Consider the following 25,779-nt stretch of genomic DNA (forward strand, 5'->3'; position numbering starts at 1 on the left):
GCTGTTCGCCTCAAGCGCCGGCGGGGCTGAGTGGCCTCATGCGCCGGCGGGGCTGGGTGGCCTCAAGCGCGGGCCGGGCTGGGTGGTCTCATGCGCCGGCGGGGCTGGGTGGCCTCAAGCGCGGGCCGGGCTGGGTGGCCTCAAGCGCCAGCCGGGCTTGGTGGCCTCAAGCGCGGGCGGGGCATGAGTGGCCTCAAACGCCGGCCGGGCTGTTCGCCTCAAACGCCGCCGAGGCTGAGTGGCCCCAATCACCGGCCGGGCTGGTGGGGTTCGTCGCGTTGGGCGTTGTTTGGGTTGGCCTCGAACGTCGGCCGGGCCGAGTGGGCTTGTGTGTCGCTCGGCTGTACGCGTCGAGTGCCAGGCCGGTGGGCGGCCTCGTTTGTCGGTGGGGTGTGGGGATTGGAAGTGTCGTCAGGGTCGGGCCAGTTGGGCGGTTTTTGCGTTTGTCAGGGTGATCAGGGCGGTTGGGGGCAGTTCGATTTCCAGGCCCCGTCGGCCGGCTGAGATGTAGATGGTCGGGTGGGATTGGGCCGAGATGTCGATCACCGTTGGGTGGGGGCGTTTTTGGCCCAGTGGGCTGATTCCGCCCAGGACGTAGCCCGTTGCGCGTTCGGCGGCGGCGGGGTCGGCCATGGTGGCTCGTTTGGCGCCGGTTGCGGCTGCCAGGGCCTTCAGGTCGAGTTTTCCGGCTACCGGGACCACCGCGATGGTGAGCTTTCCGTCCACGTCGGCCATCAGGGTCTTGAATACTCGTTCGGGTGGGACGCCCAGTGCCGTTGCGGCTTCCTCGCCGTAGGACGTCGCGTCGGGGGCGTGCGTGTAGGCGTGGATCGTGAACTCGATGCCCTCGCGGGTCAGGGCGACCGTTGCCGGTGTGCCCTGGCCGCCCTTGGCTTTGGCTTTGGCGGTTGCTTTGGCCATTTCGGCGTCCCGTCCGGTGGTTGGTCGGTCAGTTGGGTTCGATGGTTTGGCGGAGGAGTTCGATCGCGGGTAGCGAGGGGAGGTGGTCCAGCAGGGCCGCCTCGCGGCGGAGGAGTTCGACCTCTGCGGTGAGCCTTGTGGTGGCGTCCTCGGCTTCGAGGAGGCGTTGTTTGTCGTGGGGATCCAGGACGACCGCGGCGGCCACCAAGTAGGACAACACCACCGGGTCGTCCGGGAGTTCCGGCAGGCTCATCGGGGTGCGCTGCTGGGCGGAGAGCAGCCGGCGCTGGTATTCGGCGAAGGCCCGGGTCGCGGCCAGGCCGAGGACGTCGGCTCGCTCGCCCGTCGGGTCCGGCAGGTATTCGACCTCGGCGTTCAGGTACGGGCCCGAGTCGTCCACGGACAGCAGCCGGAATCGGGTCGCGCCGGTGGCCACCAGGTCGTAGCGGCCGTCCTCGTGGCTCTTGATCGTGGCGATCTCGGCCGTACACCCCACCGGGTGCAGCACCGCGAGCGGATCGCCCTTGATGTCGCCGACCTCGCGGCCCGTACGCAGCGCCACCACGCCGAACCGCTGCTCCGCCTGGGGCAGCACCTCCAGGTCCCGGACCAGCGCGCGGTACCGCTCCTCGAAGATGTGCAGGGGCAACACCAGACCCGGGTAGAGCACCGAGTTGAGTGGGAAGAGCGGAAGCCGGTCGGTCACGGTGACCAAGAGTAGGCCCTGACCGGCGGACCGCGTCGATCATTGATCGCTCCGGCTCACCCGCGATCCGGCACCCGGGTCGCCACGCGTATTACGGTCTCGGTCGGGTGTCCCGGCGGTGTGCTCATCCCTGCTTCTCGGAGACCGGCATGCGGTCGGCGCCCGATGACGGTGTGTCTCACCCTCCGACACGCGGGGACGTTCGGTTCGGCGGCCTCTCTACACTGGGGCGGGTGATCTCCCGTATCGACCTGCGCGGTCCCGCCTCGCGGGCTGTCCTGGACAGCCCCGCCGCACTGCGCGACGTGTTGCCCCGTGCCGACCTCGACGTCGAGGCGGCCCTGGAGAAGGTGCGTGCGATCTGCGAGGACGTGCGGCATCGCGGCGTCGAGGCGCTGGTCGAGATCACCGAGCGCTTCGACGGGGTGCGGCTGAGCGACATCCGGGTGCCGGCGGCGGCGATCGCGGCGGCGTTGGAGACGCTTGCGCCCAAGGTGCGGGCGGCGTTGGAGGAGTCGATTCGGCGGGCTCGGATCGTGCACCGGGAGCAGCGCCGTACCGATGTCGCGGTACAGGTGGTGCCGGGTGGGACCGTCACCGAGCGGTGGGTGCCGGTCGAGCGGGTCGGGCTGTACGTACCGGGCGGCAATGCCGTCTATCCGTCTTCGGTGATCATGAACGTGGTGCCGGCGCAGGAGGCCGGCGTCGCGTCGATGGCGATCGCCTCGCCGCCGCAGGCCGAGTTCGGCGGGCTGCCGCACCCGACCATCCTGGCGGCCTGCGCCCTGCTCGGCGTGGACGAGGTCTACGCGGTGGGTGGCGCGCAGGCCGTGGCGATGTTCGCGTACGGCGCGGGCTCGTGCGCGCCGGTGCGCCTGGTCACCGGGCCCGGCAACATCTATGTCGCCGCCGCCAAGCGCCTGCTCAAGGGCCGGATCGGGATCGACGCCGAGGCCGGCCCGACCGAGATCGCGGTGCTCGCCGACGACACCGCGGATGCCGCGCACGTCGCGGCCGACCTGATCAGTCAGGCCGAGCACGACACGCTGGCCGCGTCGATCCTGGTCACCGACTCCGAGGCACTCGCCGACGCGGTGGTGGAGCAGTTGAAGGTGCAGGTGGACGCGACCAAGCACGGTGAGCGGGTCACCGAGGCGCTGGCCGGGCGGCAGTCCGGCATCGTGCTGGTCGACTCGGTCGCCGACGGACTGCTCGTGGTGGACGCCTATGGCGCCGAGCACCTGGAGGTCCAGACCGCCGACGCGGCCGAGGTGGCCGCACGGGTGCGCAACGCCGGGGCGATCTTCGTCGGCGCATTCGCACCGGTCTCGCTCGGCGACTACTGCGCCGGGTCCAACCACGTGCTGCCCACGGGTGGTTGTGCGTGCCACTCGTCCGGGCTGTCGGTGCAGTCGTTCCTGCGCGGGATCCACGTCGTGGACTATTCGCGTGCGGCGCTGGCCGACGTGGCCGAGCACGTGAGTGTGCTGGCCGACGCGGAGGATCTGCCCGCGCACGGCGCGGCGGTACGGGTGCGGTTCGCGGCCGGCGAGGTGGCCGGCCTCGCGGCGTGGGAGAGGGAGGAGGAGAGTCGGTGACAAACTTGGACAAGTTGCCCATTCGGGATGAATTGCGCGGCCAATCCCCCTACGGCGCCCCGCAGTTGCACGTACCGGTCCGGCTCAACACGAATGAGAACCCGTACCCGCTCCCGGACGCCCTGGTGGCCCGGATCGCCGAGCGGGTCGCGGTGGCCGCGCGTGACCTCAACCGCTACCCGGACCGGGACGCGGTCGAGCTGCGCACCGCGCTCGCGGCGTACCTGACCCGGACCGGTGGCCACCCGCTCGATCCGACACAGGTGTGGGCGGCCAACGGCTCCAACGAGGTGCTCCAGCAGCTCCTCCAGGCGTTCGGCGGCCCCGGTCGCACCGCCCTCGGCTTCGACCCGTCCTACTCGATGCACGCGCTGATCGCGCGCGGCACCGGCACCGGGTGGATCTCCGGGGCGCGCGACGCCGACTACACGATCGACCTCGACCGGGCCCTGGCGCAGGTCGCCGAGCACCGGCCCAACGTGGTGTTCCTGTGCTCGCCGAACAACCCGACCGGCACCGCGCTGGCCCGCGAGGTGGTGGAGCGGGTCTACGACGCGGCGCAGGCCGCCCGGCCGTCGCTGGTGGTCGTGGACGAGGCCTACGTCGAGTTCGCGCACACCGAATCGTTGTTGCCGCTGCTCGCCGGCCGGCCGCATCTCGTGATCACCCGCACCATGTCCAAGGCGTTCGGCGCGGCCGGCCTGCGACTCGGCTACCTCGCGGCGGACGCCGCCGTGGTGGACGCGGTCCAGCTGGTCCGGCTGCCGTACCACCTCTCGGCGGTCAACCAGGCCACCGCGCTGGCCTGCCTGGAGTTCGAGGACACCCTGCTCGGCTACGTGCGCGAGCTCAAGGAGCAGCGCGACCGGCTGGTGGTCGAACTGCGCGCGCTCGGCTGCGAGGTCACCGACTCGGACGCCAACTTCGTCCAGTTCGGGCGGTTCGCCGACCCGCACGCGGTCTGGGCGAAGATCCTCGAACACGGGGTGCTCGTCCGCGACAACGGGGTCCCGGGCATGCTGCGGGTGACCGCCGGCACGGACGCCGAGAACACGGCCTTCCTGGACGCGATGCGAAGCGTCCTGAAGGACTGAGAGAGAGTCGGAATCACCGTCATGGCAAGAATCGGTCGCGTCGAACGCGCCACCAAGGAAACCTCCGTCGAGGTCGAGATCGACCTCGACGGCACCGGGAGGGTCGAGGTCGCCACCGGCGTCGGCTTCTTCGACCACATGCTCGACCAGCTCGGCAAGCACGGCCTGTTCGACCTGACCGTCAAGACCCGGGGCGACCTGCACATCGACGCGCACCACACGATCGAGGACACCGCACTGGCCCTCGGCGCGGCGTTTCGCCAGGCGCTCGGCGACAAGAAGGGCATCCGCCGCTTCGCCGACGCGTCCGTACCGCTGGACGAGGCCCTCGCGCAGGTCACCGTCGACCTGTCCGGCCGGCCGTACCTGGTGCACACCGAGCCCGAGCGGATCGCGCCGATGATCGGCCCGGACTACGACACCACGATGACCCGGCACATCCTGGAGTCGTTCGTCGCCCAGGCGCAGATCTGCCTGCACGTGCACGTCCCGTACGGGCGCAACGCGCACCACATCGTGGAGGCCCAGTTCAAGGCGCTGGCCCGGGCCCTGTCCGACGCGTGTGTGCTCGACCCGCGCCGGGCCGGCGTGATCCCCTCGACGAAGGGCGCGCTGTGAGCACCGGGGCGATCATCCTGATCGCGTTCGGGCTCTTCCTGGTCGGCGGGTGTGTCTCGTTCGTCAAGCAGGGCCTGCCCAAGAGTGTGATCGCCCTGCTCGCCATCGGCGCGTTCTTCTCGATCGTGGCCGGCATCCTGAAGATCGGATAGGCGCGTGCCCAAGAAGGTCATCGTTCTGGACTACGGCTTCGGCAACGTACGTTCGGCCGAGCGGGCGCTCGCACACGCCGGCGCCGACGTGCAGATCAGCGCCGACCACAAGGCCGCGCTGAATGCGGACGGGCTCCTGGTGCCGGGCGTCGGCGCGTTCGCGGCGTGCATGGCGGGCCTGACCGCGGTCCGCGGCGACACCATCGTGGACAAGCGGCTCGCCGGCGGTCGGCCGGTGCTGGGGATCTGCGTCGGGATGCAGATCCTGTTCGCGCGCGGCGTCGAGCACGGCGTGGCCACCGAGGGCTGCGCGCAGTGGCCCGGCACGGTCGAGCGGCTGGCCGCGCCCGTGGTGCCGCACATGGGGTGGAACACCGTCGAGGCGCCCGCCGACAGCGTGTTGTTCGCCGGTGCCGAGGCCGATACGCGCTACTACTTCGTGCACTCCTACGCGGTGCGCACGTGGGAGATGCCGGTGGTCCAGGACGGCCCGCACATCCCGCCGGACGTCACCTGGAGCACACACGGCACGCCGTTCGTGGCCGCCGTGGAGAACGGCGCGCTCAGCGCCACCCAGTTCCACCCGGAGAAGTCCGGCGAGGCGGGCGCACTGCTGCTGCGCAACTGGCTCGCGACCCTGTAGCCCGGTCGTCCTGTAATCCTGTTCGGGCAGTGCCCATTTGTCGTGTCCCGTACGAACTGTTGAGGATCCGAAGCGCCATGACCCAGACCCACCGCCTCGAACTGTTGCCCGCCGTCGACGTCGCCGACGGCCAGGCCGTCCGCCTGGTCAAGGGCGAGGCCGGGTCGGAGACCTCCTACGGCGACCCGCTGGCCGCCGCCCTGGCCTGGCAGCGGGCCGGCGCCGAGTGGATCCACCTGGTCGACCTGGACGCCGCGTTCGGCACCGGCGGCAACCGCGCGCTGCTCGCCGAGGTGGTCGGCAAGCTGGACGTCAAGGTCGAACTCTCCGGCGGAATCCGCGACGACGCGTCCCTGGAGGCCGCGCTGTCCACCGGCTGCCGGCGGGTCAACCTGGGCACTGCCGCCCTGGAGACGCCGGACTGGGTGCGCTCGGCGATCGCCCGACACGGCGACCGGATCGCGGTCGGCCTGGACGTGCGCGGCACCACGCTCGCCGGGCGCGGCTGGACCCGCGAGGGCGGCGAGCTGTTCGAGACGCTGGCCCGCCTGGACGCGGACGGTTGCGCCCGCTACGTGGTCACCGACGTGAACAAGGACGGCACCCTGACCGGCCCCAATCTGCAACTGCTGCGCGACGTCTGCGCGGCCACCGACCGCCCGGTGGTGGCCTCCGGCGGGGTCTCCTCGCTGGCCGATCTGCGCGCCATCGCCGAGCTGGTGCCGCTGGGTGTGGAAGGCTCGATCGTCGGCAAGGCGCTGTACGCCCAGGCGTTCACCCTCGAAGAGGCGTTGGAGGCGGTGTCCCGGTGACGGGAAGCGACAACTCGGCCGGTTCCGGTAGTTCGGACGGCATCGAGCGGTATTCGTCCGGCGGGCGGTGGGAGGAGGCCTTCGGCTACTCGCGCGCCGTCGCGGTCGGCGACTACGTACACGTGTCGGGCTGTACCGCGATCGTCGAGGGCAACCTCGCGCACGAGGGCGACCCGCACCACCAGACGCTCGCCGCGTTCAAGATCGCGCTGGACGCGCTGGCCCACTTCGGCCTCGGCCCGGCGGACGTGGTGCGTACCCGGATGTTCATCACCCACGCCCGCGACTCGGACGACGTGGGCCGCGCGCACGGCGAGCTGTTCGCCGAGACCCGGCCCGCCGCGACGATGGTCGTGGTGGCCGGGCTGATCGACTCGCGGATGCTGGTCGAGGTCGAGGTGGACGCGTACCGGGGGAGGACCTCGTGACCCTGGCCGTACGGGTGATCCCGTGTCTGGACGTGGATGCCGGCCGGGTGGTCAAGGGCGTCAACTTCCAGAACCTGCGCGACGCCGGCGATCCGGTGGAGATGGCCCGGGTCTACGACGCCGAGGGTGCGGACGAACTGGTGTTCCTGGACATCACCGCCTCCTCCGGCAACCGGGAGACCACCTACGACGTGGTCCGGCGGACCGCCGAACAGGTGTTCATCCCGCTCACCGTGGGCGGCGGGGTGCGGGCCGTGCAGGACGTGGACAAGCTGCTGCGCGCAGGCGCGGACAAGGTGGGCGTGAACACCGCGGCCATCCTGCGCCCGGAGCTGATCGCCGAGATCGCGGACCGGTTCGGCTCGCAGGTCCTGGTGTTGTCGGTGGACGCGCGGCGGCGCCGGGACGGCGGGCCGGGCTTCGAGGTGACCACGCACGGCGGGCGGACCGGGACCGGGATCGACGCGGTGGAGTGGGCGGCGCGGGCGGCCGAGCTGGGCGCGGGCGAGATCCTGCTCAACTCGATGGACGCGGACGGCACGAAGGACGGCTACGACCTGGAACTGATCCGGCTGGTCCGGGCCGAGGTGGGCATCCCGGTGATCGCCTCCGGCGGCGCGGGCGCGCTCGAACACTTCGCCCCGGCGGTGGACGCGGGCGCGGACGCGGTGCTCGCGGCCAGCGTGTTCCACTTCGGCATGTTGCGGATTCCGCAGGTCAAGGACGTATTGCGGGCGGCGGGAAAGCCGGTTCGCTGAGCGCGCGACAGCTGGGCAGAAGAAGCCGACCGCGGGTGCGGTCGGCTTTTTCGCGGGCTGATGCGAAAGGTTTTTTGCGAAAGGCTTATTGCGAAAGACTTCTTTCGGATCTAGCCTCGACCCATGAGCGAACCGCCCCCGCCGCCGCGCCGGATGATCAAGGACGTGCAGACCCTCAAGGTGTTCACGCATCCGCTGCGGATCACCCTGCTGCGGATGTTGCACGCCGCCGGTCCGGCCACCGCCTCGATGCTGGCCAAGCGGGTCGACGAGACCCCGGCCCTGGTCAGCTACCACGTGCGCACGCTGGCCGGGCACGGCTTCGTGGTCGAGGACCCCGAGCATGCCGAGGACGGGCGCGAGCGCTGGTGGCAGGTGGTCGACGATCTCACCTTCTCCTTCCGCGACTTCGCCGAGGACCGGGTCGGCCGGGACCTGTCCGCGAGCATCGCGCGTGTGCTCGGCTCGCAGTCCGAGGACCGCTACCGGAGCTTCCTGGACGAGATGCAGTCGTGGGGGGCGGAATGGGCGGGCGCGGCCTTCAGCGGCGCGCCGACGCTGCGCCTGACCGCCGCCGAACTGAGCGAACTCGCCGGTGCCATCGAGGCGTTGGTGGCCGGCTACCGGGACCGGGAGACGCCCGGCGCGGAGCACGTGGAGATCTACTACCGGGGCTTTCCGTACCGGATCTGACCCCGGCGCCGGCGCCGCATATGGGCGACGCATATGTACGTACGCACCGCACCCACGCACGCACGCCTGGAACGGGGACGACCATGGCCGCCACGAACACCGCCGCCACGAACACCGCCGCCGCGGGCGGCGCGAGCGTCACACCGCGACCCGCGCACCGCGATCCGCGTCTGCTCGCCTGGCTCGGTGCCTACACCGCCTCCCTGATCGGCGATCAGATCTGGTTTCTGGCGCTGTCCTGGACCGCGGTCCGCAGCGGCGACGCCACCCAGACCGGCCTGGTGCTGGCCGCCGGGTCGCTGCCGAGGGCGTTGTTGATGTTGCCCGGCGGGGCGATCGCCGATCGATACGGGCCGCGCCGGATGGTGATCGGCAGCGATCTGGTGCGCTGCGCGGTGATGTCGATCGCGGCCCTGGCGGTGGCGGCGAGCAGCCCGGCGGTCTGGTTCCTGGTCGCCATCGCGCTGGTGTTCGGCGCGGTGGACGCGCTGTTCATGCCCGCCGTCGGTGCGTTGCCGGTGCGGCTGACCACGCGCGATCAGCTGGTCCGGGTGCAGGGGATGCGCTCGTTGTCCCAGCGGGTGGCCACCGTGGTGTCCGCGCCGATCGGCGGCGCGGTGCTGGCCTGGGGGGACGCCGAACTCGCCTTCGGGGTCAATGCGGTGCTCTTCGCGCTCTCCCTCGCGCTGCTGTGGCGGCTGCGTCCGGGGCCCGCGCCGGCGGCCGAACCGGGGGTCGAGGAGCCGGAGTTGGGTCTGCGCGCGGGTCTACGCCATGTGGCCGGACACCCCTTCCTTCGGGTGCTCCTGGTGGTGACCGCGCTGATGGAACTGGGCTTCACCATCCCGATGAACGTCGGCATCGTGCTGCTCGCGGACGACGCCGGCTGGGGGCCGGCCGGCATGGGCCTGGTGCTGGGCGCGTGGGGGACCGGCGCGGCGGTGGGCGCGTTGGCCCTGACGGTGGCCGGCCGGGTGCCGCGGCCGGTGATCGTCCTGCCGGTGGGGATGCTGGTGATGGCGAGCAGCCTGGTCGGCCTGGGCTACGCGCCCGGCGTCGGGATCGCGGTGGCGTGCGGGGCGCTCCTGGGGGTCGGCACCGGCGTGGTGGGTGGGGTCGGCAACGCGCTCGTCCAGACCACCTGCGCGCCCGGTGCGCTGGGTCGGGTGACCGCGCTGCAGATGCTCTTCGGGGTCGGCCTGATCCCGCTGCTCTACCCCGTCGGGGGTTTGCTCGCCGCCAGGTTCGGCCCCTCGACCGTGTTCGCCGGCGGTGGCGCGGCGATGCTCGCGGGGGTGTGCGTGGCGTTGTCGAGTGGAACGTTTCGACGTCGGACGTGAGTTCGGGTCACGGAAGGATTCCGGTCCCACAACGATCATCTGACTGGGAGTCAAGTAGTTGGGCCCGGTCGAGCGGCGGGTTCACCCGATCGGGCAGGCTAGGCACATGACGATGCCGCCATCACCCGGACAGGGTGGCTACCCAGGCTACGGGCAGCAGCCGGGCCAGGGTTATCCGAACAACCCACCGTACCCCGGGCAGCAGTACCCACAGGGCGGGCAGCAGTACCCGCCCCCGCAGAACCCGTACGGCGGCGCTCCGCAATACCCGGGGGCCGGCGGCGGACCGCAGTATCCCGGCAACTACGGCGGCGGGGGCTACGGCGGCGGCATGCCGCCGGGTCCCCCGCAGGGCGGCTCCGGCAAGGGCCCGCTGATCGCCGTGGTGATCGCCGCGATCGTGGTGGTCGGCGGGATCATCGCCACCCTGGTGGTGGTCCTGGGCGGGAACGACAAGAAGGACAACAAGGCGTCGCCGACCACCGGTTCGACCAGCTCGGTCGCGCCCACGACCGGTGCTCCGACGAGCGGGCCGCCGACGACCCGGCCGCCGTTCACCACCCGGCCGACCACGCCGCGCAGCAGCGCGCCGGGCACGGGCGACCCGGACCTGCCCACCGAGGTGCAGTACGTGGACCTGTCCAAGGGCGACTGCGTCAACCTGGACACCACGTCGGGCACCATCGACAAGAAGTCGTGCACCACCTCGCACAACGGCGAGGTCATCATGACCTTCGACCTGACCGGCAGCACCTACCCGGGCGAGGCGTCGATCACCGACACCACCGAGACCAAGTGCACTCCGGCGATGAACACGGCGGTGAGCGGCCGGGCCGACGCGTCGCAGTTCACCTTCACCTACACGTTCCCCAAGCAGCCGGGGTGGGACATCGGTCGCCGCAAGGTGACCTGCATCGCGAAGTACAAGTCGGGGCAGACACTCACCAAGCCACTGCGCTGACGGAGCGCTCGGCCCTTGGGGGAGGGATCGACGGATGAGCACTCCCGACGGATATCCCGGCGGCAACCACGGCGGTGGCGGATATGGCGGAGGGGGGTACGGCGGCGGCTACCCCGGCGGACCGGGAGGTCCGGCAGGCCCACCGCCCACGAACCCGCCGCCCTACGGTGCTCCGGGGGCCGGCGGCGGCACACCCCCGTACGGCGGAGGCGGCCCCTCCTACGGTGGTGGACCCCCGTACGGCCCGCCGCCCTACGGCCCGCCCACCGGTCCGCCCGGCGGCCGAGGCGGCAGCGGGCGCGTGGTCGCGATCGTGGTCGTCGTCGCGCTGCTGGTCGCGGGCGGCGTGATCGCCCTGCTGCTGAGTCTGGGCAAGGACGACAAGAGCAACAAGGCGGGCCCCACCGATAGCGCCGCGGGGCGCACCAGTGCGGCCCCGCCGAGCACCGAGCCGACCACGGACGCCCCGACACCGTCCAGCGAGCCGCCGACGTCGGACACGCCCACGGCCGGCACGACCAGTACCACGGGCAGCGTCGCGGTCAAGAAGGTCCCGCTCAGCCCGGGCGACTGCATCTCGTTCGTCGCGGGCAGCACGGACGTCGACAAGGTCGGCTGCGACACGCCGCACGACGGGCAACACATCCAGAACGTGGCGATGCCGGACGGCACTTGGCCCGGCGAAGCGGCGATGGACGCGCAGGCGTCCGAGCTGTGCAAGCCGATCACCTCGCCGGTGATCGCCCGACAGCCGCAGGCCGATCAGTTGACCTGGCTCTACATCTATCCGAAGGAATCGGGCTGGAACGCGGGCGACCGCGAGGTCCAGTGCCTGGTGTCCTACTCGGCCGACGGCAAGAAGCTGACCGGGCCATTGCAGTAGAGCGGTGTTCGCGGGTGAGAGCGGTGCTCCGGAGTGGGGCGGTGTCCGCAGGCGAGTGCGGTGTTCGCGGGTGAGAGCGGTGCTCCGAAATGGGGCGGTGTCCGCAAGCGGGTGCGGTGTTCGCGGGTGAGAGCGGTGCTCCGAAATGGGGCGGTGTCCGCAGGCGAGTGCGGTGTTCGCGGGTGAGAGCGGTGCTCCGAAATGGGGCGGTGTCCGCAGGCGAGTGCGCTGTTCGCAGGTGAGAGCGGTGCTCTCAAACGCCGGACGGGCTGTTCGAACAGCCCGTCCGGCGTGTGCGGACGAACGGCCGGAGGCCGGCCGCCGCGCCGCGTCAGCGGTGTGCGCGCGGCGTCGTCTTCTGCTGGGCCATCCACGACGCGTGCAGGCGCGCGTAGATGCCGCCTGCCCCGACGAGGGTTTTGTGCGGGCCGCGTTCGACCAGGCGGCCGGCGTCGAAGACCAGTACCTCGTCGGCCGATTCGGCCGTGGACATCCGGTGCGCGATGAACACCGCGGTACGCCCCCGGGTCAACCCGTCCAGGGCCCGCCCGATCCGTACCTCGGTGGCCGGGTCCACCGCCGAGGTCGCCTCGTCCAGCACCAGCAGGTCCGGGTCGGCGATATAGGCCCGCACCAGCGCCACCAACTGCCGCTCGCCCGCCGACAACGACTCGCCGCGCTGGCCCACGGGCGTGTCCAGACCGGCGGGCAGCCCCGCGAGCCAGTCGGCCAGGCCCAGGTCGGTGAACGCGGTGCGGATCGCCGCGTCGTCCGCGTCCGGCCGCCCGTACCGCACGTTCTCCCGCAGCGTGGCGTCGAACAGGAAACCCTCCTGCGGCACCATCACCACCCGTGCGCGCAACGACGAGAAGCGCACCCTGGGCAGTTCGACGCCGTCCAGGAGCACCCGGCCGGCGTCCGGGTCGACCAGGCGGGTGAGCAGTTTGGCGAACGTGGTCTTGCCCGAGCCGGTCTCGCCGACCACCGCGATCCGGGTCCTCGGGGCGAGCGTGACGTCCACGTCGTGCAGGATGCGGGGGCCGCCCGGATACCCGTACGAGACGTGCTCGAAGGCCACCTCGACCGGGCCGCGCGCGAGTTCCTCGCCCGCCTCGCCCGGGTCGGCGATGTCCGGCTCCGCGTCCAGCACTTCGAGCACCCGACGCCACCCGGCCAGCGCGTTCTGCGCCTCGTTGAGGATCTCCACGCCCATCTGCACCGGGCCCACGAACAAGGTGACCAGGAACAGGAACGCGACCAACTCGCCGACGCTGAGTTGCCCGTCGATGCCCAGCAGGACGCCGACCACCACCACCAGGCCGTTGGCCAGGCCGACCACGAACTCGCCCATCGGGAACGTCAACGCGACGAACAACTGGGCCCGGGTCTGCGCGTCGCGGTGCGCGTCCACCGACTCGTCGATCCGCCGCGCGGTGCGCTCCTCGATGCCGTGCGCGCGCACGATCGAGGCGCCGACGACCGGCTCGGCGATCGCGCCGAGCATCCGGCCCATGGCGACCCGCACGTGGCTGTAGGCGGCGGCGATGCGCTTTTGTACCGCGCGCATGAAGAAGTACAGCGGCGCGAAGCACACCCACACGAGCAGCGTCAGCTGCCACGAGTAGACGAACATCAACACCGTCACCAGGGCGATCTGGCCGATGCTGACGATCAGCAACAGCCCGCCGAACTGGATGAATCGGCTGATCGTGTCCACGTCGCCGGTCACCCGGGAGACCAGCGAGCCGCGCTTCTCGGACTGCTGGTGCAGCGTGGACAGATCGTGGATGTGCCGGAACGCGGCCACCCGCAGGGTGGACAGGCCGCGCTCGCTGGTGCGGTAGAGCCGGGCGTTCATCGCGTACGCGGACACCGCGGTGATCACCACGGCCAGGGCCGCGACCGCGGCCATCGTGCGCACCACGGTCAGGTCGGGGCCGGCATCGGCGCGCAGGCCCCGGTCGATGGTCTGCTGGACCGCGAGCGGTACGACGATGCGCCCGGCCGTGCCGACCACGGCAAGCAACATCGTGACGATCAGGCCCTCGGTGAACTCCGGGGTCATCCGCAGGCCGCGGCGCAGCACGCTCAGCCCGGACTCGGTGGGCTTCGTGGATTCGGGGTCGGCGCCTATTCGGGCACCGGGCTTCGGCTCGGGTTCGGCCGGTTTGGGGACGACGGTGGCGATACTCATGAAGCCGTGGCCTCCTCGGCCTCGCTGACGTCGATGTCGAGATCCTCGTCCGCGCCCTCGCGCGCGGCCTGCTCGTAGGCGTTGACCAGTCGGCGATAACCCACCGAGCGGTCGAGCAGTTCGTGGTGCGGGCCGCGGTCGAGCACCCGGCCGTCCTCGAGGTAGACCACCTCGTCGGCCAGCGCGATGGTGGCCTTGCGGTAGGCGACCACGACCACCGTCGCCGGTCCCGCGTCGCGCAGCCCGTGCAGGATGGCCGCCTCCACACGCGGGTCCACCGCCGAGGTCGCGTCGTCCAGGACCAGCAGCCGCGGGCGGCGGACCAGCGCGCGGGCCAGCGCGATGCGCTGCCGCTGGCCGCCGGAGAGCGTGGTGCCGCGCTCGCCCACCTGGGTGTCCAGGCCCTCGGGCAGCGCGGTGACGAAGTCGGCCTGGGCGATCCGCAGCGCCTCGTGCACCGCCGCGTCGTCAAGGTCCAGGCCCAGGGTGATGTTGTCGCGCACGCTGTCGTCGAACAGGAACGCCTGCTGCGGGACCAGCGCGGCGGTGGCCGCGACCCCACCCCGCCGGTAGTCGCGCAGGTCGGTGCCGTCCAGCAGGATCCCGCCGTCGACCGGATCGACCAGGCGGACCAGGAGCGAGACCAGCGTGGACTTGCCGGACCCGGTCGGCCCGACGATCGCGATGGTGCGCCCCGGCTCGACGTCGAAGGCCACGTCGTGCAGCACGTCGGTGCCGTCGGCGTAGCCGAACCGGACCACGCGCGCCTCCAGGCGGGCCGGACCGGCCGCAGCGGCCGGGCCTTCCGTGTCGCCGTAGGTGTGCTCGCCCTCGGTGTCGAGCACGCCGCGGACCCGGTCGTAGCCGACCACCGAACGTGGCATGTCGCCGAGCAGCCAGCCGATCGCCCGGACCGGGAAGGCCAACAGGGTGAACAGGTACGCGACCTGGACCAGGTCGCCCGGGGCCAGGTCGCCGTTCGAGACCCGCACGGTGCCGACCACCAGGACCAGGAGCACGCCGAAGCTGGGCAGCGCCTCCAGGAGCGGATCGAACAGCGCCCGGACCCGGCCCACCGCGATGTTCGCGTCCGCCAACTCGCGTGACGCGGCGGCGAATCGGGTGGTCTCCTCGGTCTCCCGGCCCAGCGTCTTGACCACGAGCGCGCCGTCGAAGCTCTCGTGCGCGATCTCGGCGACGTCGGCGCGCAACTCCTGCGCGCGCATCGCCAGCGGACCCTGTTTGCGCTGGTAGATCACGTTGAGCAGGGCGATCGCCGGGAAGACCACGAAGCCGACCAGAGCCAGCGCCCAGTCGGTGAGAATCATCGAGATCGCCGAGACGAGCAACATCACCACCACGCCGGTGGCCATCGGCAGCGGCGCCACCGGGTTCCAGGCCGCCTCGACGTCGGCGTTCGCGTTGGACAGCAGCGTGCCGGTGGGGTGCCGGTGGTGCCAGGCCAGCGGCAGCCGCAGGTATTGCCGGGTGACCCGGCGCCGGAAGGTGGCCTGGAGGCGGTACTGCATCATCCCCGCCCACAACCGGCGGCCGATCACCCCGAACGCCTTGAGCAACGCGATCCCGAACACCGCGGCGAACGCGCCGACCAGCGCGCCGGTGGTGGTGTGCCCGTCGCGGAACGCCGGGATGATCACGTGGTCGGTGACCCGACCCAGGACCAGCGCCGAGCCGACGGTCATCACCCCGTACACCGCGCTCGCGCTCACCGCGGCGGCGAAGATCCGAGGTTCCTCGCGGATCGCGACGCCGAGTACGCGCAATCCCTGTCGCAGCACGACCTTGTCCGCCACGGGGCTCACTTTCCTGGGGCTCGATTTCCTGGGACTCCGGGGCAGCCGGGCGCGGCCGGGCATGGTCATCCGGCGCGGTTCGGTTGTCCGATCAACGTACAAGGCGCGTCCGCCGGCGCCGATTCCCGCCCGAGGCGTCGATTCGATCAAGATCGGCCGGCCCGACGCGGATTGGATCGGATCTTTCCCACATGTCACGCTGTTTCGATCGCCCCCGCGCCTGCCCTGCCGCACCCCCGCCGGCATGCGCAACCAAACCCGGGTCGGTCTCGTCTCCACCGGCGTGCCCTGACCATGATCCATAGACCGAGGACGCCGCTGTGGGCCTGACCAGCCTCAAATTGATAATCCTGCTGTGCGTTCTGGCCTTCGCGGCGCTCGGGGCGGCCGTGTTCTTCTGGCCCAAACTCTCCCCGCAGAAGGTGCTGCCCATCCTGGGCCGGATCGCCATCCTGGCCACCACGCAGGTGCTGATCCTGGCTTCGGTCGCGGTGATCGGCAACCGCTATTTCGTCTTCTACACGACCTGGGACGACCTGTTCGGGAAGACCGGCAAGCCCGCGATGAACTTCGGCGCCGGCGGCAACGGCGACGTGCCCAAACTGGTCAAGGAGAACGGGACCGAGACCATCGACGTCCCGCAGGGCAACAATCCGCAGGCCGCCGGCCAGATCATGAAGGTCGACGTGGCCGGCCGGCGCAGCGGCCTGGGCACGGCCGCGCTGGTCTATCTGCCACCGCAATACTTCCAGCCGCAGTACAAGGACCGGCGCTTCCCGGTCGTCGTCGCGGTCACCGGCTACCCCGGCAACGAGCGCAACCTGGTCACCCGCCTCGAACTGCCCAAATTCGCCGCCAACGAGATCATCGCCGGCCGAGTCCAGCCCACCATCTACGTGATGATGAAGCCCGGCGTCGGCCTGGACCGCGACACCGAGTGCACCGACGTGCCCGGCGGCCCGCAGGTGGGCATGTTCTTCAGCCAGGACCTGCCCGAGGCGATGAATCAGGCCTACCGGGTCGCCCCGGGCCCGCGCGGCTGGGCCATGTTCGGCGACTCCACCGGCGGCTACTGCGCGGCCAAGACCGCGATGCTCTACTCGGACCGGATCGGCGCGGGCGTTGCGCTGTCCGCCGACTACGGCGCGCCGATGGACGGCGACACCGGCGACCTGTACGGCGGCAGCAAGGCCTACCGCAACCAGAACGACCTGATGTGGCGGCTGAAGAACCTGCCGATGCCGCCGGTGAACCTGCTGCTCACCAGCAGCGAGAGCGGCGAGCCCAACCTGGCCGACACCAAGGAGTTCCAGAAGCTGGCCAAACCGCCGCTGAAGGTGGACACCCTGCTGCTGCCTACCGGCGGGCACAACTTCAAGACCTGGCAGGCCGTGCTCCCGGACGCGCTGCGCTGGCTGAGCACCCAGCAGAAGACCGACCAGCCCAAGGACTCCGCCCCGATCGCCGCCTCCCCGTGACCACGCCGTGATCGTGCCCCCTTGACCGCGCCCGGTGCGGGCCGAAGGATCGGCACATGCCGACATCCCACGCCCGCACCGAACGCGCCGCACTCGCCGAACTGCTGCGCGTACTCGGCCCGGACGCGCCGACCCTGTGCGCGGGCTGGACCACCCGGGACCTCGCGGCCCACCTGGTGGTGCGCGAACACCGCCCCGACTCGGGGCCGGGCATCGTGCTCAAGCCGTTCGCCGGCTGGACCGAGAAGGTCCGCCTGGGGCAGGCCGGCAAACCCTACGAGCAGACCGTACGACTGGTCGCGGACGGCCCGCCCAAATTGTCCGTGTTCGCCATCCCCGGCGTGGACGCCGCCGCCAACACGACGGAGTACTTCATCCACCTGGAGGACGTGCGCCGAGCCCAACCCGGCGGCGCCGAACCACGCGAACTCGACCCGGAACTCACCGAGATCCTGTGGCAGCGGGCCGGGGGCCTGTCCCGACTCGCGCTGCGCGGGGTGGGCGTCGGGGTGGCACTGCGTCGCACCGACACCGCGCCGCCGGCCGAGCGGATCGTCCGCAAGGGCACCCCCACGGTGACCGTGACCGGGCACCCCGCCGAGCTGCTCCTGTACCTGTCCGGCCGCAAGGAGCACGCCCGGGTCGAACTCACCGGCGAGGAGTCAGCGATCGAGACCCTGCGGACGGCGGAGACCGCGCTGTGAACATCCGGCCGGTCGGCCGGTGTCGGTCTGCGACAATGCGCGCATGACCGGTGCCACCCACCCGCCCGCGCGGCCCTCCGACCTCGACCCGAGCATCGCCGCGCGCCTCAAGCGCGATCCGGACGGCCTGATCGCCGCCGTCGCGCAGGCCGCCGACACCGGCGAGGTGCTGATGGTCGGCTGGATGGACGACGAGGCGCTGCACCGCACGCTGACCACCGGCCGCTGCACCTACTGGAGTCGCAGCCGGCAGGAGTACTGGGTCAAGGGCGACACCTCCGGCCATGTGCAGACGGTGGTCTCCGCCGCGCTCGACTGCGACGGCGACGCGGTCCTGGTCCGGGTCGAGCAGACCGGCGCCGCGTGCCACACCGGTGCTCGCACCTGCTTCGACGCGGACGTCCTGCCCGTCACCTCCTGACCACCCGCCGCCGCTCGACTCGTTTTGCCCGACCTCGCTGCCCGGGAGATTGCGCACGCCATGACCACCGGAACCGTCACCCCCGACCTGGACACCTTCCGGGCGCTCGCGCGCGAGCGGCGGGTCATCCCCGTCACCCGGCGCTTCCTGGCCGACGGGGACACCCCCGTGGGGCTCTACCGCAAGCTCGCCGACGAGCGGCCCGGCACGTTCCTGCTCGAATCCGCCGAGAACGGCCGCTCCTGGTCCCGCTATTCGTTCGTGGGCGTGCGCAGCGCGGCGGTGCTCACCGAGGCGGCCGGGCAGGCGCGCTGGCTGGGCACCCCGCCGGTGGGCGTGCCGGTGACCGGCGATCCGCTGGAGGTGCTGCGGGCCACCGTGGCCGCGCTGCACACCCCGCACGGCATCCCGGGCGTGGAACTGCCGCCGCTGACCGGCGGGATGGTCGGCTACCTCGGCTACGACGTGGTCCGCCGGCTGGAGCGGCTGCCCGAGTCGGCCGTGGACGACCTGCGGGTGCCGGAGCTGATGATGTTCCTGGCCACCGACCTGGCGGTGCTCGACCATGTGGACGGCAGCGTGTTGTTGATCGCCAACGCGATCAACCACGACAACCGCGAGTCCGGCGTCGACGAGGCCTACCACGCGGCGGTCGCCCGGCTGGACACGATGACCGCCGACCTGGACCGGCCCACCGGACTTGCCGCCGCCGCGTTCGAGCGCGGCGCGGTGGTCGAGGCGGTCGGCCCGTGGGGCTCGCCCGCCTACCGCGAGGCGGTCGCGGCGGCCAAGGAGGAGATCCGGGCCGGCGAGGCGTTCCAGATCGTGCTCTCCCAGCGGTTCGAGGCCCGTACGGAGGCCGCCGCGCTGGACGTGTACAGGATCCTGCGCGCGACCAACCCCAGCCCGTACATGTACCTCTTCCGGCTGCCCGGCCCGGACGGCGGCGCCGAGGGCGGGTTCGACGTGGTCGGCTCCTCTCCCGAGGCGCTGGTCAAGGTCGAGGACGGGCGGGCGATGTTGCACCCGATCGCGGGCACCCGGCCGCGCGGCGCCACTCCCGCCGAGGACGCCGCGCTGGGCGAGGAGTTGCTCGCCGACCCGAAGGAACGCGCCGAGCATTTGATGCTGGTCGACCTGGGCCGCAACGACCTGGGCCGGGTCTGTGCGCCAGGTACGGTCGAGGTGATCGACTTCATGTCGGTGGAGCGGTACAGCCACGTGATGCACATCGTGTCCACCGTGGTGGGGGAGTTGGCCCCGGGACGCACCGCGCTCGACGTGTTCGCCGCGTGTTTCCCGGCCGGGACGCTCTCGGGCGCGCCCAAGCCGCGGGCGATGGAGATCATCGAGCGGGCCGAGCCGACCCGGCGCGGGTTGTACGGCGGGTGTGTGGGCTACGTCGACTTCGCCGGCGACCTGGACACCGCGATCGCGATCCGCACCGCGCTGATCCGGGACGGGGTGGCGTACGTCCAGGCGGGTGCGGGGGTGGTCGCCGACTCCTCGCCCGAGGCCGAGGACATCGAGTGTCGCAACAAGGCCGCGGCGGTGCTGCGCGCGGTGGCCATCGCGGGCACGCTCGTCCCGGCGCACCGGGTGCCGGTGTCGTGATCGGCGGTGCGCGCGGTCGACCCGCCCCGGGGCAAGGCGGCTTCCGGCGTGGGTCATGCGGGTGACGCCGGGCGGCGCCCGGTCGACCCGCCCGGGGTCAAGGCGGCTCGGGGCGTGGGTCATGCTGGACGTATGACCGACGCGAGGAGCGAGTCCACCGTGGTGCGTGGTGGCGCGGAGACGGACGACGACCGATCCGCTGCGGGGGTGCCGACCGAGGGCGGCGTGCCGGGCGGGGAGGCGGGCCGGGGGCCGGACGACGCGCTCGGTGGTGTGGTCGGCGGTGTGCCCGGTGTGCCCGGTGGGTCGCCGGAGACCGAGGCCGAGACCGAGGTCGCGGTGCGCGAGCGCAAGGCGGCTCGGCGGGAGCTGACCGCTGCGGTGTTGCTCGCGCTGGTGGGCGCGGCGATCGTGCTCTCCGTGGCGGGGCGGACCTGGGCGGAGGGGACCGCGCCGGTACACGGCTCGCATATCGCCGTGGCCGCGAGCGGCAACTCGATCAACAAGGCGGTCTCGGCCTTCGCGCTGCTCGGGCTCGCCGGGGCGCTCGCCGTTCTGGCCACCCGGACGATCGGGCGCGCGGTGGTCGGCGCGCTGGTGCTGCTCGCCGGGATCGGCGTGACTGTGTTGGCGGTGCAGGGGGCGAGCGATACGACCGCGCTGGACTCCGAGGCGGCGAGCAAGGCGGCCGTCGAGGGTGTGCGGGCGGTGGACGTGACCCATGCGATCTGGCCGTGGTTCGCCGCGGTGGGCGGGGTGCTGATCCTGCTCGCGGGATTGTTCGTGCTGATTCGGGGGCGGCGCTGGCCGGGGATGTCCAACCGGTACGAGGCGCCCGCAGGCCAGGCGGCGGCGGTCAAGCGTGGCCCGAGTACGAACGCCGACCTGTGGAACGCGCTCGATCGGGGCGAGGACCCCACGCGCTGAGCACTGCTCCCGACGGGTGACAATAAGAGTTGCGCGGTTGCCATCGACGACCGCGCTTCCGCGTGTGTATGTGCATGTGTATGCGAAGCCGAAGGAGTAAGCGATGTCGTCGCAAGCCGGAAACCACGGCAGCACCCCCGCCGCCTGGACCGTGACCATACTGGCGCTGATCGGCTGCACGATCTCCGGCGTCGCGATGATCGCGGCCAACGTGATGTTGTTCTGGGTGGGGGCGGCGGTGGTGCTGGTCGGGTGCATCGCCGGCGCGGGTATGCGGATGGGTGGGTTGGGGGCTGCGCCTGCTCGTCGTTGACGGGTTGGCCTCATGCGCCGGCCGGGCTCTTTGGCCTCAAGCGCCGGCCGGGCTGGGTGACCTGGCCTTCGGCCTCGGTGGCCTCAAGCGCCGGCCGGGCTACTTGGCCTCAAACGCCGGCCGGGCTGGAATTTGCTCGGCCGGGCTGGGTGACCTGGCCTTCGGCCTCGGTGGCCTCATGCGCCGGCCCGGCTCTTTGGCCTCAAGCGCCGGCCGGGCTGGAATTTGCTTGGCCGGAATGGATTGCGCTCGGCCGGGCCGGATTGACCCGGCCTTCGGCCTGGGTGGCCTCAAGCGCCGGCCGGGCTGGAATTTGCTCGGCCGGAGTGGATTGTGCTCGGCTGGGTGGGACTGACCCGGCCTCCGGCCGAGGTGGCCTCATGCGCCGGCCGGGCTACTTGGCCTCAAACGCCGGCCGGGCTGGATATTGCTTGGCCGGGCTGCATTGTGCTCGGCCGGGCCGGATTGGTTGTCGGTGTTCGGTTTCTCGGTTGGGGCTCCTGGGCTGTTCTAGGGTGGGGGCTCTGGATGGGGTTGCCTAGGGGGGAATGTGGCCTACGGGTATCCGGGGGCTCCCGGGGGTGGTGGGGAGGAGCGGACTCGGGAGTGGAGTGCGCCTGCTCGGCCGTTCGGGCATGCGATGCCGCCCTATGGGCCGCCCACCATGCCGCCGCCTGCGGGGCCGCCGCCCGGGCCGCCGGATAATTACCTGGCCTGGGCCGTGGTGGCCACCATTTTTTGTTGCTTCCTGGCCGGTGTTCCGGCGTTGCTCGCGGCCACCAGTGTCAATGAGCGTTGGCAGCGGGGGGATGTCGCGGGGGCTCGGCTCGCCTCGTTGCGGGCGCGGAATTGGACCATCGGGACCGTGTTGCTCGGGGTCATCTTCTGGACCACCTGGATGGTCGGCGTCTTCCTGCTCGGGTGGAAAGACACGCTGGGTGACCTTTGATGGCGGGATGACGGCGGGATGATGGCGCGGTGAATACCCGCATCAGAGTGCGCGATCTCGGGTTGCCGGCCCTGAGTCTGGCCGGGCTTGCCGCGGCCACGGCCTATGTGGGGCTGGTGGATCCGCGCGCGAGTGGCCACTACCCGCCCTGCCCCTATCTGGTGATCACCGGATTGCCCTGCCCCGGGTGCGGTGGTCTGCGCTGTGTCCATGCGCTCACCCATCTCGACTTCGCCGCGGCGGTGGGTTACAACGCCCTCGCCGTCGCGCTTTTCCCGCTGATCGGGGTGTTGTGGCTGGGGTGGGCGGTGCGTACCGCGCGGGGTGAACCGCGGCGGAGGCTGGCCGATCCCCGGTGGTTTCGGGCCCTGCTCGTGGTCGTCGTGGTCTTTTGGGTGGTGCGCGACCTGCCCTTCGGCGCGGCGCTCGCGCCCTGACGCACAGTGACCGTCGGTGGTTCCGCCGGCCGGCCCGTGCGCACGGCGGCACCGTGCGACGCCGTATGCTGCCCCCACCTCTTCGGCGGTGCGGTGTGGACGGGTCTGTTCGAATCGGCCTATACCATCGAAGGGCCGGGGGAGCAGGTTCTCCGGACAAACGAGGGGATGTAGGGCGTGACTGTGCTCGACGAGATCATCGACGGTGTCAACGCCGACCTCGCCGAACGACAGGCCCGCGTATCCCTTGATGAAATCAAGGAACTCGCGGCCCAGGCGCCGGCGCCCCGCGATGCGGAGAGCCTCCTGCGTGCCGACGGCATCGCCGTCATCGCCGAGGTCAAACGCTCCAGCCCGTCCAAGGGCGCGCTCGCCGCGATCGCCGACCCGGCCGGTCTGGCCGCCGACTACGAGTCCGGCGGCGCCTCGGTGATCAGCGTGCTCACCGAACAGCGCCGCTTCGGCGGCTCGCTCGACGACCTGGACGCGGTCCGCGCCGCGGTCGACATCCCGGTCCTGCGCAAGGACTTCATGGTCACCAGCTACCAGCTGTGGGAGGCCCGCGCGCACGGCGCGGACGTCGCGCTGCTGATCGTCGCGGCCCTGGAGCAGAACGCGCTGATCTCGTTGATCGAGCGCTCCCGCTCGATCGGTCTCACCACGATCGTGGAGGTCCACGACGAGGAGGAGACCGCCCGGGCGCTCGACGCCGGCGCCACCATCATCGGGGTCAACGCGCGCAACCTGAAGACCCTCGAGGTGGACCGCAACAACTTCGCCCGGATCGCCCCGCTGATCCCGGACACCTGCGTACGCATCGCCGAGTCCGGCGTGCGCGGCCCGCACGACCTGATCGCCTACGCCAACAACGGCGCCGACGCCGTCCTGGTGGGCGAGTCCCTGGTCACCGGTCGCGACCCGCGCAGCTCGGTCGCCGACCTGGTCGCCGCGGGCGCGCACCCGGCGATCCGGCACGGGCGCGGCTGAGGACGCGAGCGACGATGAGCCTGGACCCGCGACTGGCCAGGGGCTGCAAGCCCCGGGGCTGCCGCGCGCCCGCCCGCCGGGTGCGTGGTCGCCGGGTCCGCTACGTGATCGGCTGCGAGCCCGGTCAGGTCCCGGGCAGCCGATGGCGCCGACACGTTTCCTGACCCACCGTCAGCAACGTGCCGTCCGCACGGCATGCCACACCGACAAGGACCTCGCATGTCCAGCACTGCCCAACTGCCCGACCCCTCAGGCCACTTCGGCGTCTTCGGCGGGCGTTTCCTGCCCGAGGCGCTGATCGCCGCCCTCGACGAGCTGACCGCCGCCTACGAAAAGGCCAAGGACGACCCGGAGTTCCAGGCCGAGTTCACCGGTCTGCTGCGCGACTACGCCGGGCGCCCGAGCATCATCACCGAGGCCCCCCGCTTCGCGGAACACGCCGGCGGCGCGCGGATCATCCTCAAGCGCGAAGACCTCAACCACACCGGCTCGCACAAGATCAACAACGTCCTCGGCCAGGCGATCCTGACCAAGCGGATGGGCAAGACCCGGGTGATCGCGGAGACCGGCGCCGGCCAACACGGCGTCGCGACCGCCACCGCGTGCGCCCTGCTCGGCCTGGAGTGCATCGTCTACATGGGCGAACTCGACACCCAACGGCAGGCCTTGAACGTGGCCCGGATGCGCGTCCTCGGCGCCGAGGTGATCCCGGTGGCGATCGGCTCGCGCACCCTCAAGGACGCGATCAACGAGGCGCTGCGCGACTGGGTCGCCAACGTCGACAACACCCACTACCTGCTCGGCACCGCCGCCGGCGCGCACCCCTTCCCGGCGATGGTCCGCGACTTCGTCAAGGTGATCTCGGTGGAGGCCCGGCAGCAGGTGCTCGACCTGACCGGCAGGCTGCCCGACGCGGTCTGCGCGTGCGTGGGCGGCGGGTCCAACGCGATCGGCGCCTTCCACGCGTTCATCCCGGACGAGGGCGTACGGCTGTACGGCTTCGAGGCGGGCGGCGACGGTGTGGCGACCGGGCGGCACGCCGCCTCGATCACCGGCGGCTCGATCGGCGTCCTGCACGGCGCGCGCACCTACCTGCTCCAGGACGAATACGGGCAGACCCAGGAATCCCACTCGATCTCGGCCGGCCTGGACTACCCGGCCGTCGGGCCCGAGCACGCCTGGCTGCACCAGACCGGCCGGGCCACCTACCGGCCGATCGACGACGTCCCCGCGATGGAGGCGTTCCGGCTGCTGTGCCGCACCGAGGGCATCATCCCGGCGATCGAATCGGCACACGCCCTGGCCGGCGCGATCGAGGTCGGGCGCGAACTCGGCCCGGACGCCACCATCCTGGTCAACCTCTCCGGGCGCGGCGACAAGGACATGCACACCGCCGCCAAGTACTTCGATCTCCTCGACGCGGAAGCGGAGCAGTCGTGACCGGCACCGACACCACCACCAGGCTCACCGAGGTACTGGCCGCGGCCCGCGCCGAGAACCGCGCCGCGCTCGTCGGCTACCTCCCGGCCGGCTACCCCTCCGTCGCGGGCTCCGCCGCCGCGATGCGCGCGATGGTCGAGGGCGGCTGCGACATCATCGAGGTCGGCCTGCCGTACAGCGACCCGCAGATGGACGGCCCGGTCATCCAACGCGCCGTCGAACACGCGCTCGCCCACGGCACCAACACCCACCACGTCATCGACAACGTACGCGCCGTCGCCGAAACCGGCGCCGCGACGCTGGTGATGTCCTACTGGAACCCGATCGAGCGCTACGGCGTCGAACGTTTCGCAAGCGAACTGGCCGCGGCCGGCGGCAGCGGGGTGATCACCCCCGACCTGATCCCGGACGAGGCCGACGAGTGGATCGCCGCCACCGACCGGCACGGCCTGGACCGGATCTTCCTGGTCGCGCTGTCCTCGTCCGACCAGCGGATCGCCTACACCACCCGCAACTGCGGCGGCTTCGTCTACGCCGCCTCGCTGATGGGCGTCACCGGCACCCGGGCCACCGTCAGCGACCGGGCCGGCGAACTGGTCGCGCGGACCCGCAAGACCACCGACCTGCCGGTCTGCGTCGGCCTGGGCGTCTCCACCGCCGCCCAGGCCGCCGAGGTGGCGGCCTACGCCGACGGCGTCATCGTCGGCTCCGCGTTCGTCCGCGCCCTCCTGGACGCGCCGAACGAACAGGCCGGCCTGGACGCGGTCCGCACCCTGGCCGCCGACCTCGCCCAGGGCGTCCGTACGCGCTGACGCCCCGACGACGTACTTATCCCGTGTAAAAACCTGCCAAAATGTACATCGGCTCACCACGGCCGCCGCAGCATCCCCGCGG

At 71.5% G+C, this 25,779-nt stretch carries 28 protein-coding genes; 24 read left to right on the plus strand and 4 right to left on the minus strand.

Going from position 1 to position 25,779, the window contains the following annotated elements; translation table 11 throughout:
• Positions 1-411: 411 nt before the first annotated feature.
• Positions 412-921 (minus strand): Cys-tRNA(Pro) deacylase, encoded by a 510-nt coding sequence (gene ybaK, locus ABIA38_RS01795; RefSeq protein WP_424636550.1) that lies wholly within the window; start codon positions 919-921, stop codon positions 412-414.
• A gap of 28 nt (positions 922-949) precedes the next feature.
• Positions 950-1,636, minus strand: a complete 687-nt coding sequence (locus tag ABIA38_RS01800) for an LON peptidase substrate-binding domain-containing protein (protein WP_424636551.1) — start codon at positions 1,634-1,636, stop codon at positions 950-952.
• A 224-nt stretch (positions 1,637-1,860) separates the two neighbouring features.
• On the opposite strand from ABIA38_RS01800, the gene hisD reads away from it, so the two are divergent.
• The 12 genes from hisD (at position 1,861) to ABIA38_RS01860 (ending at position 11,607) form a co-directional block, all read left to right on the plus strand.
• Entirely contained in the window at positions 1,861-3,225 is a 1,365-nt protein-coding gene (gene hisD / locus ABIA38_RS01805) for a histidinol dehydrogenase (protein ID WP_424636552.1), read from the plus strand.
• The gene (locus tag ABIA38_RS01810) at positions 3,222-4,319 is read left to right on the plus strand and encodes a histidinol-phosphate transaminase (protein WP_424636553.1); all 1,098 of its coding nucleotides are present in this window, start codon (positions 3,222-3,224) and stop codon (positions 4,317-4,319) included. The genes hisD and ABIA38_RS01810 overlap by 4 nt, the downstream gene beginning before the upstream one ends.
• 21 nt (positions 4,320-4,340) lie before the next feature.
• The gene (gene hisB / locus ABIA38_RS01815; protein ID WP_424636554.1) at positions 4,341-4,937 is read left to right on the plus strand and encodes an imidazoleglycerol-phosphate dehydratase HisB; all 597 of its coding nucleotides are present in this window, start codon (positions 4,341-4,343) and stop codon (positions 4,935-4,937) included.
• Positions 4,934-5,089, plus strand: a complete 156-nt coding sequence (locus ABIA38_RS01820; RefSeq protein ID WP_424636555.1) for a hypothetical protein — start codon at positions 4,934-4,936, stop codon at positions 5,087-5,089. Before hisB ends, ABIA38_RS01820 begins: the two co-directional genes overlap by 4 nt.
• Before the next feature lie 4 nt (positions 5,090-5,093).
• The gene (gene hisH, locus ABIA38_RS01825; RefSeq protein ID WP_424636556.1) at positions 5,094-5,732 is read left to right on the plus strand and encodes an imidazole glycerol phosphate synthase subunit HisH; all 639 of its coding nucleotides are present in this window, start codon (positions 5,094-5,096) and stop codon (positions 5,730-5,732) included.
• 77 nt (positions 5,733-5,809) lie between these two features.
• Positions 5,810-6,544, plus strand: coding sequence for a bifunctional 1-(5-phosphoribosyl)-5-((5-phosphoribosylamino)methylideneamino)imidazole-4-carboxamide isomerase/phosphoribosylanthranilate isomerase PriA (priA, locus tag ABIA38_RS01830; RefSeq protein ID WP_424636557.1), 735 nt, complete (start codon positions 5,810-5,812; stop codon positions 6,542-6,544).
• A complete protein-coding gene (locus tag ABIA38_RS01835; protein WP_424636558.1) occupies positions 6,541-6,972 on the plus strand; it encodes a RidA family protein in 432 nt (143 codons plus the stop codon). The genes priA and ABIA38_RS01835 overlap by 4 nt, the downstream gene beginning before the upstream one ends.
• Positions 6,969-7,730: an imidazole glycerol phosphate synthase subunit HisF gene (gene hisF, locus ABIA38_RS01840; protein WP_424636559.1), complete on the plus strand. Its 762-nt coding sequence runs from the start codon at positions 6,969-6,971 to the stop codon at positions 7,728-7,730. The genes ABIA38_RS01835 and hisF overlap by 4 nt, the downstream gene beginning before the upstream one ends.
• Before the next feature lie 123 nt (positions 7,731-7,853).
• Entirely contained in the window at positions 7,854-8,423 is a 570-nt protein-coding gene (locus ABIA38_RS01845) for a helix-turn-helix domain-containing protein (RefSeq protein WP_424636560.1), read from the plus strand.
• Positions 8,424-8,506: 83 nt separating this feature from the next.
• Positions 8,507-9,763 carry an MFS transporter gene (locus tag ABIA38_RS01850; RefSeq protein ID WP_424636561.1) on the plus strand — a complete coding sequence of 419 codons (1,257 nt, stop codon included), beginning with the start codon at positions 8,507-8,509 and terminating at the stop codon, positions 9,761-9,763.
• A gap of 106 nt (positions 9,764-9,869) precedes the next feature.
• Positions 9,870-10,724 carry a septum formation family protein gene (locus ABIA38_RS01855; RefSeq protein WP_424636562.1) on the plus strand — a complete coding sequence of 285 codons (855 nt, stop codon included), beginning with the start codon at positions 9,870-9,872 and terminating at the stop codon, positions 10,722-10,724.
• 34 nt (positions 10,725-10,758) lie between these two features.
• Positions 10,759-11,607 carry a septum formation family protein gene (locus tag ABIA38_RS01860; protein ID WP_424636563.1) on the plus strand — a complete coding sequence of 283 codons (849 nt, stop codon included), beginning with the start codon at positions 10,759-10,761 and terminating at the stop codon, positions 11,605-11,607.
• A 331-nt stretch (positions 11,608-11,938) separates the two neighbouring features.
• Here ABIA38_RS01860 and ABIA38_RS01865 read toward each other — a convergent pair whose 3' ends face one another.
• Positions 11,939-13,801 (minus strand): ABC transporter ATP-binding protein, encoded by a 1,863-nt coding sequence (locus tag ABIA38_RS01865; protein WP_424636564.1) that lies wholly within the window; start codon positions 13,799-13,801, stop codon positions 11,939-11,941.
• On the minus strand, positions 13,798-15,615 hold the full coding sequence (locus tag ABIA38_RS01870) for an ABC transporter ATP-binding protein (protein ID WP_424636565.1): 1,818 nt from the start codon (positions 15,613-15,615) through the stop codon (positions 13,798-13,800). Before ABIA38_RS01870 ends, ABIA38_RS01865 begins: the two co-directional genes overlap by 4 nt.
• Positions 15,616-15,935: 320 nt before the next feature.
• Here ABIA38_RS01870 and ABIA38_RS01875 point away from each other — a divergent pair, with 320 nt between their 5' ends.
• The 12 genes from ABIA38_RS01875 to trpA all read left to right on the plus strand — a co-directional run bounded on the left by ABIA38_RS01875 (position 15,936) and on the right by trpA (position 25,697).
• Entirely contained in the window at positions 15,936-17,093 is a 1,158-nt protein-coding gene (locus tag ABIA38_RS01875) for an alpha/beta hydrolase (RefSeq protein ID WP_424636566.1), read from the plus strand.
• 56 nt (positions 17,094-17,149) lie between these two features.
• Entirely contained in the window at positions 17,150-17,797 is a 648-nt protein-coding gene (locus tag ABIA38_RS01880; RefSeq protein WP_424636567.1) for a TIGR03085 family metal-binding protein, read from the plus strand.
• Positions 17,798-17,840: 43 nt separating this feature from the next.
• Complete coding sequence (hisI, locus tag ABIA38_RS01885; RefSeq protein WP_424636568.1) at positions 17,841-18,218, plus strand: phosphoribosyl-AMP cyclohydrolase; 378 nt, start codon at positions 17,841-17,843, stop codon at positions 18,216-18,218.
• Between the two features lie 60 nt (positions 18,219-18,278).
• Positions 18,279-19,832: an anthranilate synthase component I gene (locus tag ABIA38_RS01890; RefSeq protein ID WP_424636569.1), complete on the plus strand. Its 1,554-nt coding sequence runs from the start codon at positions 18,279-18,281 to the stop codon at positions 19,830-19,832.
• Between the two features lie 132 nt (positions 19,833-19,964).
• Positions 19,965-20,759: a TIGR02234 family membrane protein gene (locus tag ABIA38_RS01895; protein ID WP_424636570.1), complete on the plus strand. Its 795-nt coding sequence runs from the start codon at positions 19,965-19,967 to the stop codon at positions 20,757-20,759.
• Positions 20,760-20,862: 103 nt separating this feature from the next.
• Entirely contained in the window at positions 20,863-21,072 is a 210-nt protein-coding gene (locus ABIA38_RS01900; RefSeq protein ID WP_424636571.1) for an HGxxPAAW family protein, read from the plus strand.
• Between the two features lie 550 nt (positions 21,073-21,622).
• Positions 21,623-22,021, plus strand: coding sequence for a CD225/dispanin family protein (locus ABIA38_RS01905; protein WP_424636572.1), 399 nt, complete (start codon positions 21,623-21,625; stop codon positions 22,019-22,021).
• Between the two features lie 29 nt (positions 22,022-22,050).
• Positions 22,051-22,458: a DUF2752 domain-containing protein gene (locus ABIA38_RS01910; RefSeq protein WP_424636573.1), complete on the plus strand. Its 408-nt coding sequence runs from the start codon at positions 22,051-22,053 to the stop codon at positions 22,456-22,458.
• Between the two features lie 177 nt (positions 22,459-22,635).
• Entirely contained in the window at positions 22,636-23,445 is an 810-nt protein-coding gene (trpC, locus tag ABIA38_RS01915) for an indole-3-glycerol phosphate synthase TrpC (protein WP_424636574.1), read from the plus strand.
• 14 nt (positions 23,446-23,459) lie between these two features.
• Positions 23,460-23,609 carry a tryptophan biosynthesis modulator TrpM gene (gene trpM, locus ABIA38_RS01920; RefSeq protein ID WP_424636575.1) on the plus strand — a complete coding sequence of 50 codons (150 nt, stop codon included), beginning with the start codon at positions 23,460-23,462 and terminating at the stop codon, positions 23,607-23,609.
• 55 nt (positions 23,610-23,664) lie between these two features.
• Positions 23,665-24,885, plus strand: coding sequence for a tryptophan synthase subunit beta (gene trpB / locus ABIA38_RS01925; RefSeq protein WP_424636576.1), 1,221 nt, complete (start codon positions 23,665-23,667; stop codon positions 24,883-24,885).
• Entirely contained in the window at positions 24,882-25,697 is an 816-nt protein-coding gene (gene trpA, locus ABIA38_RS01930; RefSeq protein WP_424636577.1) for a tryptophan synthase subunit alpha, read from the plus strand. Before trpB ends, trpA begins: the two co-directional genes overlap by 4 nt.
• Positions 25,698-25,779: the final 82 nt, after the last annotated feature.

Source organism: Embleya sp. AB8 (genome assembly GCF_049739465.1).
Lineage (GTDB): Bacteria > Actinomycetota > Actinomycetes > Streptomycetales > Streptomycetaceae > Embleya.

Bases quoted from the DNA above. Each gene is read 5' to 3' on its own strand.
- ybaK (WP_424636550.1), bottom strand. From the start codon at position 921: ATGGCCAAAGCAACCGCCAAAGCCAAAGCCAAGGGCGGCCAGGGCACA.
- ABIA38_RS01845 (WP_424636560.1), top strand. From the start codon at position 7,854: ATGAGCGAACCGCCCCCGCCGCCGCGCCGGATGATCAAGGACGTGCAG.
- ABIA38_RS01880 (WP_424636567.1), top strand. From the start codon at position 17,150: ATGCCGACATCCCACGCCCGCACCGAACGCGCCGCACTCGCCGAACTG.
- ABIA38_RS01895 (WP_424636570.1), top strand. From the start codon at position 19,965: ATGACCGACGCGAGGAGCGAGTCCACCGTGGTGCGTGGTGGCGCGGAG.
- trpM (WP_424636575.1), top strand. From the start codon at position 23,460: ATGAGCCTGGACCCGCGACTGGCCAGGGGCTGCAAGCCCCGGGGCTGC.
- ABIA38_RS01850 (WP_424636561.1), top strand. From the start codon at position 8,507: ATGGCCGCCACGAACACCGCCGCCACGAACACCGCCGCCGCGGGCGGC.
- ABIA38_RS01860 (WP_424636563.1), top strand. From the start codon at position 10,759: ATGAGCACTCCCGACGGATATCCCGGCGGCAACCACGGCGGTGGCGGA.
- priA (WP_424636557.1), top strand. From the start codon at position 5,810: ATGACCCAGACCCACCGCCTCGAACTGTTGCCCGCCGTCGACGTCGCC.
- ABIA38_RS01865 (WP_424636564.1), bottom strand. From the start codon at position 13,801: ATGAGTATCGCCACCGTCGTCCCCAAACCGGCCGAACCCGAGCCGAAG.
- hisB (WP_424636554.1), top strand. From the start codon at position 4,341: ATGGCAAGAATCGGTCGCGTCGAACGCGCCACCAAGGAAACCTCCGTC.
- hisI (WP_424636568.1), top strand. From the start codon at position 17,841: ATGACCGGTGCCACCCACCCGCCCGCGCGGCCCTCCGACCTCGACCCG.
- ABIA38_RS01900 (WP_424636571.1), top strand. From the start codon at position 20,863: ATGTCGTCGCAAGCCGGAAACCACGGCAGCACCCCCGCCGCCTGGACC.
- trpB (WP_424636576.1), top strand. From the start codon at position 23,665: ATGTCCAGCACTGCCCAACTGCCCGACCCCTCAGGCCACTTCGGCGTC.
- ABIA38_RS01890 (WP_424636569.1), top strand. From the start codon at position 18,279: ATGACCACCGGAACCGTCACCCCCGACCTGGACACCTTCCGGGCGCTC.
- ABIA38_RS01855 (WP_424636562.1), top strand. From the start codon at position 9,870: ATGACGATGCCGCCATCACCCGGACAGGGTGGCTACCCAGGCTACGGG.